Source organism: Paenibacillus sp. L3-i20, from assembly GCF_022180385.2.
Taxonomy (GTDB): Bacteria; Bacillota; Bacilli; order Paenibacillales; family Paenibacillaceae; genus Pristimantibacillus.
Window position 1 is genome coordinate 169,895 of the sequence record NZ_BQME02000001.1, and the last position, 13,841, is coordinate 183,735.

The following is a 13,841-nucleotide window of genomic DNA, read 5'->3' on the forward strand; positions in this document are numbered from 1 at the left end:
TGTTAAAGCTATGAATCTGCACCCCCTTTTCTAACTATTGCTCCACGTAAATTCTGAATACCATAAAGTAAATATTAACAACATACAGTCCCAAAACAACAAAACTCAACACTCTAGCTTTGTTAATATGAGCCGTAGCGCTTTGTCCTGACTTAACAGCAGTTACAATCAGCTTCAGCGGCTTCGTAATGATACCGCCAATAGCAGCAATTCCCAAAAACAATAACGTTACAATAATCATCCAAATAACTGCATACTCAGCTTCAGTCATCAAATAACCGCCTGTGAGCAGCTGCAAAATAAGGAAATATTGAGCGATTCTGTTAGCTGACAAAAGACCTGTTGCAAGTCCTTCTTGACCTGCTCCTGCAAGTTTCGATGCTTTTCCAATCATAATTGGAAGGATAATGTAGAACCCCATTCCAACAGCACCTAAAATATGCAGCAACAACATAATTTTATACATCTTTTTTCCTCCTATTTTTAAGCCTCTACTTAGTAGTTTATCAGAAACAAACTATATTTCAAATGAGAGGTCCTTCGATTTTTTGTACAATTTTAGTCGTTTCACTTTTGTACAAAACTATTGTAATATTCGATCAAAACAAATGATTTTGCCATTAATAAAGGTGACTTTTTTAGCCCTCTTTCATACCATGTTTACTAATTACACCATGAATAGCGAAATAAGTTATCTCTGACGGAAGCTCATCTTTAATTGGCTTGAGCCGTTCAATACCTATTTTCTCAATTGCTCCCAAAATGAGATCTTCTTGATGAGATGGAATAATACGCTCCCACTCTACCTCATGGCCTTCATCCGTACAGCGAATAATGTGACCTTCCACCGTTACTTGGCTAAAACCTCGTTCTTTAGCTATTTCAGATGGTGTCATTCCATTATTGAACATCTCAAGAGAAAGCATATGGCTCGGAAGTTCGTCACCCTCACGATGAGCTGTTGGTGCTTTACGTGATCGCCCACTATTCATTGCACTGACAGTGCTTCCGGGCTCTCCATCTTGGCTGCTAACAACCGAAATGATATCCTCCCCATACTTATCCGCTTTCGCCGTACCGATCCCTTTAATGCTCAGCAATTCATTAATAGACAGAGGTCTTGCATTAGCTATTTCTCTTAATGTTGCATCAAAGAAAATCATGAATGGCGGCACACCCTCTACGGAAGCAGCCTCTCTGCGCCATTGCTTCAATGCATCGAACAAAGGTGAAGTTGATCCACTATCATTTCCACTCGTCTGACGCACGCTTGCTCGTACTCTCTGTGTAATTGCTTCTCTACCCTCAAGCACTGGCAGTGCGTTGCTAGTAAGAGAAACCATTGGGTACTGACCTTCACTTAATCGCATATATCCTTCTGCAACGAGCCAATACAGCCAATCAGCAACTTCTTTCTCAGGCAAGTGGCGCATCAATCCATACGTTGATAGTCGATCAAGGCCAAACTCCAGCAAACGTTTGTCACGAGAGCCCTTTAGCACTTTCGCCGCCATCATAACACCGAAGCGCCCCTTCATCCGGCCTACACAAGAAAGTGCCATCTTAGCATCCTCGGTACGATTGATTGGTTCACTTTTATCAAGGCAACTGCTGCATTTCCCACAATTCGGAACATTAGATTCTCCAAAATAATCGACGATAAATTGTTGCAGGCAACGCTGAGTTCGGCTGTAATTCATCATTAGATGAAGCTTGGACAATTGTATGGACTTACGATCTGAATCACCTGTTCCTTGCTCAATAAGGAATCGTTGCACCTGCATGTCAGCGGGCTCGAACAAAAGAACACAATCGCTTTCCTCCCCGTCCCTTCCCGCTCTGCCAGCTTCCTGGTAGTACGACTCTAGATCACCAGGCAACTGCCAATGAAGTACATAACGAACGTTAGGTTTGTCGATCCCCATACCAAATGCGTTTGTTGCAACCATTATCCGAATATGATCGAACCGAAATTTCTCTTGTGTTTCTGCCCGCTCAGAATCTGATAATCCGCCATGATACTTCCCAGCTTCCAAGCCACTTTGTTGCAGCAAAGAGCACACTTCCTCTGCTTCCTTACGAGTAGCTGTATAAATAATACCGGATTGTTCCTGACGTTCTTTGACAAACTCCCTCAAAAATCGCTTCTTATCCACTCCGCTCACAACCGATAGAGATAGATTTGGTCTTGCAAATCCAGTAACAAATCGGTTAGGATCACGCAGTTTTAACATAGCCACAATATCGTCAGCCACTTCAGTAGTAGCAGTCGCTGTGAATGCTGCAACAATCGGCCGATTAGGCATTCTGCTAAGATGACCAGCTAGTTGCCTATAGCTTGGACGGAAGTCATGCCCCCATTGCGATACACAATGGGCTTCATCTATTGCAATAAGGGGAATATGAAGTTGCTCTGACAGCGATTGGAACATAGGAGCATCCAATCGTTCGGGCGCTACATATAGCAGCTTATACTCACCTAACATCGCATTTCTCAAAATTTCCCGATATTCTTGTGCTCCTAACGAGCTGTTAAGAAACGCAGCAGATACACCTAAACGACGTAAGCTGTCTACTTGATCTTTCATCAGTGAAATTAATGGTGAAATGACGAGGGTCGTACCTGGAAGGAGCATCGCCGGAATCTGATAACAGATCGACTTACCACCGCCCGTTGGCAAAATAGCAAGCGTATCACTTCCTTCTGAAATAGCTGAGATGATATCTTCCTGCCCTTTTCGAAACGTATCATAGCCATATATTCGCTTCAGCAATTGTTTAGCTTGCTCGATCAATGACTTTTCCCTCCTTCTTCACTTAAAATAGAAAGAACCCCGGCAGCATTGTGTCAGGGTTCTCCCGTACATATTAGTAACGAATGTATATTCGTTTATTTATTGTTTAGCCAGCAGAAACAACTTTGATTACGTTGCGCACAGAATCAGCGGATTTATCAAGCGCAGTTTTCTCTTCAGCAGTCAATTCAAGCTCAATAACTTTTTCGATTCCGTCGCCACCGATTACAGCAGGTACACCCATAAACAAGTTGTCATAGCCATACTCACCTTCAAGGTATGCGATAACTGGAATAATACGTTTCTTATCCTTAAGAACCGCTTCAGTCATTTGTACAATAGACGCAGCAGGTGCATAGTAAGCACTGCCGTTACCAAGTAAATTAACTATTTCTCCACCACCAACACGAGCGCGTTGTACAATTGCTTCGATACGTTCCGCAGAGATCAGTTTCTCAATTGGAATACCTGCGACGTTGGAATATCGAACAAGTGGAACCATATCATCGCCATGGCCGCCAAGAACAAAACCACGAACATCTTCAACAGAAACATTAAGCTCTTGCGCGATAAACGTGCAATAACGAGCCGTATCAAGAACGCCAGACTGACCAATAACACGGTTTTTAGGGAAACCAAGTGCTTGGAAAGCTACATAAGTCATAGCATCAACCGGGTTACTCAATATTATAACATAAGCGTTAGGACTAGTCGCCTTTACGTTTTCACATACAGACTTAACAATACCAGCGTTAATGTTTACAAGGTCATCACGGCTCATACCTGGTTTACGAGCAACACCAGCAGTAATAATGACTACATCGGAATCTTTAGTGTCGTCATAGTTGGACGTACCACTAATATTCGCATCTACACCCATAACAGGAGTGGCTTCAAGCATATCCAGCGCTTTACCCTTAGTTGGGTTTTCAAGTGGCGCGATATCAACCAATACCACATCACCAAGCTCTTTTTGCGCTAACATAAGCGCAGTAGTTGCACCTGTGAAACCTGCACCAACAACAGTAATCTTTTTGCGTGTAATAGCCATTCTTCTCATCCTCCTATTTCTAATGCACACAAGGAGAGCCAAAGGCTCTCCTATGCATCGATATAATATGTGTTTATCTTGTCCCACAGGGACAAAAATTGCTCTTCGCTATCACGTCCCGCAGGGACAATAGCACCGCTCTTCGCTATCACGTCCCGCAAGGGACAATAGCGCCGCTCTTCGCTATCGCGTCCCGCAAGGGACAATAGCGCCGCTCTTCGCTATCACGTCCCGCAAGGGACAATAGCGCCGCTCTTCGCTATCGCGTCCCGCAGGGACAATAGCGCTCGCAGTAACCTCGGCATGGTTGTCCCACAGGGGCAACCGCCCACCAACCCCACACATACGCGCCTCTTTCCCTCCAACGTTACTCAGGGCGGGTGTCCAGAGGGCGCAGCGCCTTGGGGCCCTCCCTTGGAAGGGAGGGTTTGGGAGGGTTCGAAACGCCCTTGGAAAGGGTTAGGGTTAGAACTACATATTTTTAATAATTTCGTTAGCAAACTCCGAGCACTTAACTTCTGTAGCGCCTTCCATTAGGCGTGCAAAGTCATAAGTAACCGTTTTATTGTTAATGGATGTTTCCATTCCTTTGTAGATAAGGTCAGCCGCTTCTTGCCAGCCAAGGTGCTCAAGCATCATAACGCCGGAAAGGATAACTGAACCTGGGTTCACAAGATCTTTGTCAGCATATTTAGGAGCTGTGCCGTGAGTAGCTTCGAAGATAGCATGTCCAGTCAAGTAGTTGATGTTCGCGCCTGGAGCGATACCAATTCCGCCAACTTGTGCAGCTAGTGCATCGGACAAGTAGTCGCCGTTCAAGTTAAGTGTAGCGATTACATCGAAATCAGTTGGACGTGTAAGTACTTGTTGTAGTGCAATATCAGCAATTGCATCTTTAACGATGATTTTGCCAGCAGCTTCAGCATCAGCTTGTGCTTTGTTAGCAGCATCTACGCCGTCAGCATCTTTAATGCGGTCATATTGACCCCATGTGAATGTTTGCTCAGCAAATTCTTGCTCAGCCACTTCGTAGCCCCAGTTTTTGAAAGCTCCTTCAGTGTACTTCATGATGTTACCTTTGTGTACCAAAGTAACTGTTTTTCTCTCATGCTTGATTGCATATTCAATCGCAGCACGAACGAGACGTTTCGAACCTTCCGCGGATACTGGCTTAATGCCGATACCAGAAGTTTCAGGGAAACGAATGTTTTTAACGTTCATTTCTTTTTGCAAAAACTCGATTACTTTTTTCACTTCTGCAGAACCTTCTTGGTACTCGATACCAGCATAGATATCCTCAGTGTTCTCACGGAAAATAACCATGTTAACAAGCTCAGGACGTTTAACTGGAGACGGAACGCCGTCGAAGTAACGAACTGGACGAAGGCAAGTGTACAGATCAAGTTCTTGACGAAGAGCAACGTTCAAGGAACGAATACCACCGCCGATTGGCGTAGTCAAAGGTCCTTTAATTGCAACGATGTATTCACGAATTGCAGTTAGTGTATCAGCTGGCAACCACTCACCGTAGTTGTTGAATGCTTTTTCGCCGGCAAATACTTCGTACCAAGCAATCGATTTTGAACCGCTGTATGCTTTTTCAACAGCTGCGTCAAGAACACGTTTCGATGCGCGCCAGATATCACGGCCTGTACCGTCACCCTCGATGAAAGGGATAATTGGATTGTTAGGAACTTGAAGAACACCATTGTCGATCGTGATTTGCTCGCCTTCAGTTGGTAGTGCGAATTTTTCGAAAGTAGCCATGAATAATTCCTCCTAAAAGTTTTTGTGGTTTAGATAATAAGCTAATACTATAGCAATTATAGAACAAAACTTGCTTCGGAAGCATCTGCTTAGTTTGGTAGTTTTATTTTTAAACAAATACATTATAACAATCTTAAAGCATTAAGCATTCCGAAAGCAGCAACTTCTCGAAAAGGAAACTAACGTCCTGTTTCCCCTCTCAAAAAAATAGATGTTGTTTCCATCCAGCTATTAACGTTGTTCGATTGGAATGTACTTCGCATTAACTGGACCAACGTAATCAGCACGTGGACGAATCAAGCGATTATCTTGATATTGCTCAAGAATATGTGCACTCCAGCCGGACAAACGGCTGATTGCAAAGATTGGCGTGAACAAATCACGTGGAATTTCTAGCGCCGTGTAAACGGATGCAGAGTAGAAGTCAACGTTTGGCTTCAAACCCTTTTGACCAGTTACAAGCTCTTCAATTTTCACTGACATCTCGTAAAGTTCCATGTTGCCAGTCAGCTTGCCTAGCTCACGGGACATTTTCTGAAGATGTTTAGCTCGTGGATCTCCGTTTTTGTAAACGCGATGTCCGAAGCCCATAATTTTATATTTATTTGCTAAAGCATTGTTAATGAATGGTTCTACGTTTGCAAATGAACCGATTTCCTCAAGCATAACCATAACCGCCTCATTAGCACCGCCATGAAGAGGGCCTTTTAAAGCTCCAATTGCCGATGTAACACCGGAGTAAATATCAGAAAGAGTAGCAACTGTGACACGTGCTGCAAACGTAGAAGCATTAAGTTCGTGATCTGCATGCAAAACAAGTGCCTGATCCAAAGCTTTAACTGCTACTTCTGCGGGTTCGTTTCCAGTAAGCATGTACAAAAAGTTATAAGCGATTGAAACACCCTTTTTCGGTGCAACTGGCTCTTTACCTTCACGAATACGGGCAAATGCTGCGATAACTGTAGGAATCTGTGCCTGTAATTTAATCGCTTTCATTTGGTTGGCTTCAACAGACATGTCGTTTGCTGCACTATCATACAATGCAAGGCTGGACACTGCTGTACGAAGAGCTGCCATTGAATTTGTATCTGTAGGATACAATTTCATTTGCTCAATTACCGCACTTGGAACGACTGCATATTGATCAAGCTGTTTTTGCAGCCTATCAAGCTCGGAACGATTCGGTAATTTACCATACCAAAGCAGGTAAGCGACTTCTTCAAACGAAGCGTTCTCTGCAAGATCATCAATATCGATACCGCGGTAAGTCAGAACTCCGTCAATTATGGAACTAATGGACGACGCTGCCGCGACAATGCCTTCAAGACCTTTAGTTGCTGTCATCGTTCTCTCTCCTTTATACTTGAAATAGTTACTATTAATGAATAGGTACGAATCTGTATCATCACATCTAATCATAAATGATTTTACCGACTAAGCCAACAAAATCGGACATAAAATTGCTTTATCGGCTTCATTGATATTTTAAATCGCCTATGTAAGAAAATAGTTTGTTATCTAGTATTCACCACTTGTTGCGACGTCTAATTATTCCACACATCCAAAACAATATACTTTGTTACTTAGTTAATTAACTCACTATAATTTAGAAAAATACTAACGTCGACACTATTGCAGCGCTGGAGGTTTCTTATGACAAGTCAACGCATCGGAATTATTGATATAGGCTCTAATTCTATACGACTCGTCGTATATGAAAAAACTGAAACTGGTGCTCATCGCGTAGTAGATGGCAGCAAACGTTCGGCAAGAATAAGCGGTAAAGTCGATAACACTGGCTCACTTACAGATGAAGCCTTGTTCGAATTAATCGACATACTTAAACATTTCGTTCGTATTTGTTCACTGCACAAAATAAATCATATGCGTGCTGTGGCTACTGCTGCTATACGTAATGCTACAAATCAACCATATATTTTGGAACGTATTCGCAAAGAAACTGCACTTGAGATCGAATTACTTTCAGGGCAGCAAGAAGCAGAATATGGTTTTCTTGGCATGATCAATTCTTTAGATGTAAATGACGGCTATCTCATTGATATTGGTGGAGGGAGCACTGAATTATCCCTGTTTCGAAATAGAACGATTCTCCATTCTGTTTCATTCCCCTTTGGTTGTGTCAGTCTGAATCAACGGAATTTTTCGGGCCAGCCATTTAATAATAAGGAGTTAGAGACCATTGAGAACCTCATTACTAAGTCATTAAAACAGTTCGAATGGATCTTTGAAGCACCAGATATGCCACTTATTGGGGTCGGCGGTACCGTCCGCGCGCTTGGAAAAGTGCATCAAGCCGTAAACGGTTATCCTTTATCGCAAACGCATAATTACAATGTTGACGAGTCACAAGTTGAAGTGTTATTTCAGCTAATGCGATCATTACCGCTAGAACAAAGACGCAAAATACCGGGCTTGTCCAAAGATCGTGCAGATATCATCATACCTGGTATTGCCGTGCTGCGCACTATATTTAAAGCAATACAAGCATCACATTATCAAATTTGCGGAGCTGGGCTTAGAGACGGATTGTTCCATGCTACAAGGTTCCCAAACAGACCGAAACTAGACGATCCATTAATGTTCAGTCTTACAAATTTATGTGCACTGCATGCAGAAGCACCCAGGCAGCATGTTAAGCAAGTGAACCGACTAGCACTTGAGCTTTTTGATGAATTACATATACGAGAACAACTTGAAAGTAGAACTCGCACCCTGTTGGACGCTGCCTCTCAACTCTATAGAATTGGGGCATCCATCGATTATTATAATTATGCTAAGCATACTTTTTATCTAATTATTCATTCACAGCTGAACGGATTGTCCCATCGGGAAATCATCATGACTGCGGCTATTGCTTCGTTCAAGAGTAAGGGACGTGCGAAAGGACTCTTAGCACCTTACAAATCATTAATCAGTAGCGCTGATCTTGAACTTATTTGCAAGCTGGGCATGTTGTTGCAACTTGCGGCAGCATTAGATCGAAGCGAGATGCAATCAATCGGAATTCTTGCTATACGTACTACAGAATCTCACTTACTGCTTCGCCCGCTAAATGCCAGGGGCTCCCTTGCAGTAGAGAGCCATGAAGTGGAAGAGCTTTCCCCTGACTTCAACAAGCACTGGGGACTTTCCCCTAATCTCAGACAATACGAAAACTATAGCTAAACTTGGCCTTTCCATAACGTTATCAGTCCTGCTTCGAACTGGCTACGGAAAGGCTTCTCGTTCTCTTTACTTACATGCTCATAAAGGCCGCTAGACTTCAACTCTCTAGCTTTCACATTATCATTTAGATTCAGCTTTAGCATATTAATTAGCATGACTCGCAACGCTGGATCAAATACCGGACAAATAAGCTCGATGCGCTTCAGTAGATTACGAGTCATCCAATCTGCACTGGATAGAAATACCTCTTCATCGCCATTATTATGAAAATACATTACTCTCGCATGCTCCAAGTAACGATCGACGATGCTGATAACTTTAATATTATCGCTTCGTCCCTCCACACCTGGCCTCAAGCAGCAAACGCCCCTCACAATTAAATCAATTTTCACACCCGCCATCGAAGCCTCGTAAAGCTTATCGATTATTTCTTGATTAGATAATGAATTCATTTTTGCAATAATATGTGCTTTGCGACCCGCTATCGCATTCATTCGTTCACGATCAATCAATCGATATAATTTCTCTTTCAAATCAGTTGGAGCAACACCAAATGCTTTCCATTCATAAGGTGATGAATACCCTGTCACTTCATTAAAAAGGGCAGATGCGTCCCCTCCAACTATAGGGTGAGAAGTAAATAATCCGATGTCCGTGTATAAAGTAGCTGTGTTGTCATTGTAATTTCCTGTGCCCACATGCACATACCGCCTAAGTGTCCCTTGCTCTCGGCGCACTACAAGCAATATTTTTGCATGTGTTTTTAATCCGACTAAACCATATACGACATGACAACCTGCCTTCTCAAGTTGTCTAGCCCAAGCAATATTTCTTTCTTCATCAAATCTCGCCCTAAGCTCAACGACAACTGTTACTTGCTTGCCTGCTTCTGCTGCTTTAGCCAAAGCTTGCACTAGTGCCGATTGACCACTTACACGATACAATGTCATCTTGATCGCTAACACTTCTGGATCGTAAGCTGATTGCAATACAAAATCATTAACCGCTTCAAATGATTCATAAGGATGGTACATTAAAACATCGCGATTACGTATAACCTCGAACATATTATCCGTTTCATCGAACTCTCTTGGATAGACAGGTTCTAGCTTTTCATAACGCAAATTGTCGTGTCCGGGCAAACTGTTCACAAATTTGAGCAAAAAGCTTAAATCCATAGGTCCATCGATTTCGAATAAATTATCTTCAATTTCGAGCTCTTCTCTTAACGTTTCTAGAGCTAAAGGATGTATTCCTTTTGCCACTTCCAAACGTACTGGAATCCCCCAGCGACGTCTGCGCAGTTCCTTTTCGATCTCTTCGAGCAGATCTTCTGCTCCCTCTTCGTTAAGGGTTAAATCTGCATTACGAGTCAAGCGGAATGGGTTTACAGAAAATGGGGTGTATCCATTAAACAATGTATCGATATATTGTTGAATGACATCTTCCAAGAGAACATATTCCAGTTTTTTATTATTGAATCGACCTGGTACAGGAACATATCTAGCTAATATCGAAGGTACCTGAACGATCGCAAACAACGTTTCTTCATCATCCGCATCAACATCTCGCTTAAGCAACACAGCCAAGTAGAGTTCCCTTGTATGTACGAGCGGGAATGGTCTACTCTGATCAACTGCCATTGGGGTTAGCACAGGATAGACAATTTCATGAAAATATTCCGAAACTGCCTTACGTTGCACAATATTGAGATCTTTAATGGCATGGATGATAATGCCTTCTTTTTCAAGTGAGCTGAACACATCTCGATAAGTGCTGTATTGCTCGTAAACGATGTTTGTCGCCCGCTTTATTAACCTCTTCCATAACCCTATAGGGGTATATCCTGTAAAATCTGTTTTGGTTAGTCCTGCTCTCATTTGATCTTGAATTCCAGCAACCCTAACACTCATAAACTCATCTAGATTACTTGAGACGATCGACAAAAATTTAGCACGCTCCAGCAAAGGATTTCTTTCATCCTGGGCTTCTTGAAGTACTCTCCGATTAAATTCAATCCAACTCAAATCACGATTAACATATCTAGATAGTTGCTTGGTCATCTTGCTCCTCCTACAGTGTTTGTGTAACAAACACTCTTCGTAAGCATAAGCTTAGGTTTGCGCAGCAAACCTACATCGAAAGCATAAGCCTAGGTTTGTGTAACAAACACTCTTCGTAAGCATAAGCTTAGGTTTGCGTAGCAATCCTATACGCAACATATAAACTAAAAATTTTAATGTAAAACAATCTTTAAAATCTATTTATAGTAAAATTACCGTTTCGCATCCGCTTCTCTAACCACTGTAATACCATATGACGAATAAACGGTCTTGTGATGGGCAACAGCATCACTATTCCGATAAGATCGCTAAAAAATCCTGGAGTCAGTAACAGCAGACCGCCGAGTAAAACGCATATCCCGTCAATTAAAGCGCGTCCTGGCATTTGTCCTGTTTGAAGCTGCTGCTGCGCTTCCTGCCACACTTTACGTCCTTCAGAGCGCGCTAAATATGCACCTGCTGCACTCATCACAATAATAATCAAAAAAGTATTCCAACCGCCTATCCAATCTCCAACTTGCAATATCCCCCACAACTCTACAACAGGCACAATAAGAAATGCCGCAAGAATCCACTTATACATCTTATTCCCCCCTCATTAAATGAATGCTGATTGTTCATGGATACGGGCTACTTTCCATTTAGAAACGAATATAGCTCTGGCATTACTTTATTCAGACGAGTAGGATGCCATTCCGTATTGACCCATACATGTTTAGTTCCGCCCTCTACCAACAATTCCCCTAGTAATGGTTCCCCATACTTGCTTTCCGCAGAATAAAAATGTTCAACATTTACCCTTCTAATTTGTGATTCAAACGTGACTCGAAGTGGCGTGCTTTCAGAAATTCGAGTACATACTAGCACCATATCATCATATTTGGCAGGAGCTACGTAACGACATTGCAAATCAACAACTGGTAAAAGCAATCCGTTTCTTTCAATCGTATTGTAGTCATAACCTGCATTCCTAATCCATTCTGTACGTCCAACTTCAAACCACGTTACATAATTACCATGAAAAACGACACCCATCTGATCCGTTTCTTGATAACGCACTCGAATAGGGTGTAATTTCCAATCAGAGAACGACACGAGAATCCCCCTTATTAAACGAAAAGTAATAAATTAATCGCAATAATTTAACAAAAAGCGATGGTGAGATCACCATCGCTTTTCTTTGTATATATACAGTTGTTGAAAGATTATATAACTTTTGATTGACCTGAGTAGATAACACCAGTTTCTGCATAAACGGTAACTTCCATGCCGTCTTTCAGAACATCTGTTGCATTTTCTACGCCAAGAATGACTGGAATACTAAGATTTAGACCACATACTGCCGCATGGCTCGTAATGCCGCCTTGTTCTGTAATAACTGCTCCAGCTTTCTCGAATGCAGGCATGTACTCTTTATCAGTAGAAATAGCGACAAGAATATCGCCTTTCTCCATTTTAGCGATTGCTTCCTGTGGTGTACGTGCAACTACTAGTTTGCCTGTAGTCGCTTGGCTTCCGATACCTTGACCTTTAGCTAGCAACTCACCAATGTGGTGAATTTTCATCAAGTTAGTTGTACCAGAATGTCCAACTGGAACACCTGCAGTAATAACAACTGTATCGCCAAGGCTCAAAAGTCCAGTGCCCATTGCACCTTTAACGGAGTTTTTGAACATTTCGTCTGTAGTTTCTGCTTCAGCACCTTTAACCGGGATAACTCCCCAGCCTAGAGCCAAACGACGCATTACTCTTTCATCCGTTGTAACTGCAATAATTGGCGCTTTTGGACGATATTTTGCTACCATACGTGCTGTAAAGCCGCTTTGAGTAGACGTAATGATCGCTTTTGCATTCAAATCAAGAGCGGAATTTGCAACTGCTTGGCTGATTGCTTCTGTAACAGAAGTTTGTTGTGCATTCGCTTGTTTCGTGAAAATTTCACGATACTCAAGTGCATCTTCAGCGCGTTCAGCAATACGGGACATCGTTTGTACCGATTCTACTGGATATTTACCAGCAGCCGTTTCGCCGGAAAGCATAATTGCATCCGTTCCATCTATAATTGCATTGTAAACGTCACTTGCTTCTGCGCGTGTTGGACGTGGGTTACGTTGCATGGAATCAAGCATTTGTGTTGCTGTAATAACAGGTTTGCCTGCACGATTACATTTTTTGATCATCATTTTTTGAACAAGAGGAACTTCCTCAGCTGGAATTTCTACGCCAAGGTCTCCACGGGCAACCATCAATCCGTCAGAAACTTCAAGAATTTCATCAAGATTGTCTACGCCCTCTTGGTTCTCAATTTTGGAAATGATTTGAATGTGGCTCGAACCATGTTTCTCAAGCAATTCACGAATTTCCAAAACGTCGCTTGCTTTACGAACAAACGATGCCGCTATAAAGTCAACGCCTTGCTCAATACCGAATACGATGTCATTTGCATCTTTTTCAGTAATACCTGGCAAGGAAATTTTTACTCCTGGTACGTTTACACCTTTTTTGCTTTTGATCGGTCCACTGTTTACAATACGGCAATGGATTTCCGTGCCAACAATCTCTTCAACTGTAAGACCAATTAATCCATCATCAATTAGGACTGTAGATCCAGGTGAGATATCTTGCGGAAGATTGCTGTAAGTAACTGGAATACGAGTGCGATCACCCAAAATCTCTTCAGTAGTTAAAGTGATTGCGTCGCCCTGTACTAGCTCAATCGGCTCTTCTTTCAATTTACCTAAGCGAATCTCTGGTCCCTTCGTATCGAGCAAAATTGCTACCGAAGTTCCAAGTTCTGCATTTGCTAATCTGATGTTTTTGATTCGGTTACCATGCTCTTCGAAGTCACCGTGTGAGAAGTTCAAACGGCCTACATTCATTCCCGCTTGGATTAATTTTTTTGTGTTTTCCAGAGATTCACTGGAAGGTCCGATTGTACAGACGATCTTAGTTTTACGCATGTTTGATTTCCTCCGATTA

At 42.3% G+C, this 13,841-nt stretch carries 10 protein-coding genes; 1 reads left to right on the plus strand and 9 read right to left on the minus strand.

All coding sequences use genetic code 11. The features are described 5' to 3' along the window. Window positions 1-34 precede the first annotated feature (34 nt). From MFF31_RS00835 to citZ, 5 genes are all read right to left on the minus strand, one after another. Window positions 35-466, minus strand: a complete 432-nt coding sequence (locus tag MFF31_RS00835) for a hypothetical protein (RefSeq protein ID WP_238186289.1) — start codon at window positions 464-466, stop codon at window positions 35-37. 172 nt (window positions 467-638) lie between these two features. Continuing rightward, complete coding sequence (recQ, locus tag MFF31_RS00840) at window positions 639-2,795, minus strand: DNA helicase RecQ (protein ID WP_238186290.1); 2,157 nt, start codon at window positions 2,793-2,795, stop codon at window positions 639-641. Window positions 2,796-2,901: 106 nt separating this feature from the next. After that, window positions 2,902-3,846: a malate dehydrogenase gene (gene mdh / locus MFF31_RS00845; RefSeq protein ID WP_238186291.1), complete on the minus strand. Its 945-nt coding sequence runs from the start codon at window positions 3,844-3,846 to the stop codon at window positions 2,902-2,904. 471 nt (window positions 3,847-4,317) lie between these two features. After that, window positions 4,318-5,613, minus strand: a complete 1,296-nt coding sequence (gene icd / locus MFF31_RS00850; RefSeq protein WP_238186292.1) for an NADP-dependent isocitrate dehydrogenase — start codon at window positions 5,611-5,613, stop codon at window positions 4,318-4,320. A gap of 231 nt (window positions 5,614-5,844) precedes the next feature. Next, window positions 5,845-6,957, minus strand: coding sequence for a citrate synthase (citZ, locus tag MFF31_RS00855; RefSeq protein WP_238186293.1), 1,113 nt, complete (start codon window positions 6,955-6,957; stop codon window positions 5,845-5,847). Between the two features lie 309 nt (window positions 6,958-7,266). On the opposite strand from citZ, the gene MFF31_RS00860 reads away from it, so the two are divergent. Further along, window positions 7,267-8,799, plus strand: coding sequence for a Ppx/GppA phosphatase family protein (locus tag MFF31_RS00860; RefSeq protein WP_238186294.1), 1,533 nt, complete (start codon window positions 7,267-7,269; stop codon window positions 8,797-8,799). On the opposite strand, the gene ppk1 is transcribed toward MFF31_RS00860, so the two are convergent. The 4 genes from ppk1 to pyk form a co-directional block, all read right to left on the minus strand. Then, a complete protein-coding gene (gene ppk1, locus MFF31_RS00865) occupies window positions 8,796-10,862 on the minus strand; it encodes a polyphosphate kinase 1 (RefSeq protein WP_238186295.1) in 2,067 nt (688 codons plus the stop codon). The genes MFF31_RS00860 and ppk1 overlap by 4 nt on opposite strands. Window positions 10,863-11,052: 190 nt before the next feature. After that, the gene (locus tag MFF31_RS00870) at window positions 11,053-11,445 is read right to left on the minus strand and encodes an FxsA family protein (RefSeq protein ID WP_238186296.1); all 393 of its coding nucleotides are present in this window, start codon (window positions 11,443-11,445) and stop codon (window positions 11,053-11,055) included. A 47-nt stretch (window positions 11,446-11,492) separates the two neighbouring features. Beyond that, on the minus strand, window positions 11,493-11,957 hold the full coding sequence (locus MFF31_RS00875; protein WP_282570403.1) for an acyl-CoA thioesterase: 465 nt from the start codon (window positions 11,955-11,957) through the stop codon (window positions 11,493-11,495). 110 nt (window positions 11,958-12,067) lie between these two features. Continuing rightward, entirely contained in the window at window positions 12,068-13,822 is a 1,755-nt protein-coding gene (pyk, locus tag MFF31_RS00880) for a pyruvate kinase (RefSeq protein ID WP_238186297.1), read from the minus strand. Window positions 13,823-13,841: the final 19 nt, after the last annotated feature.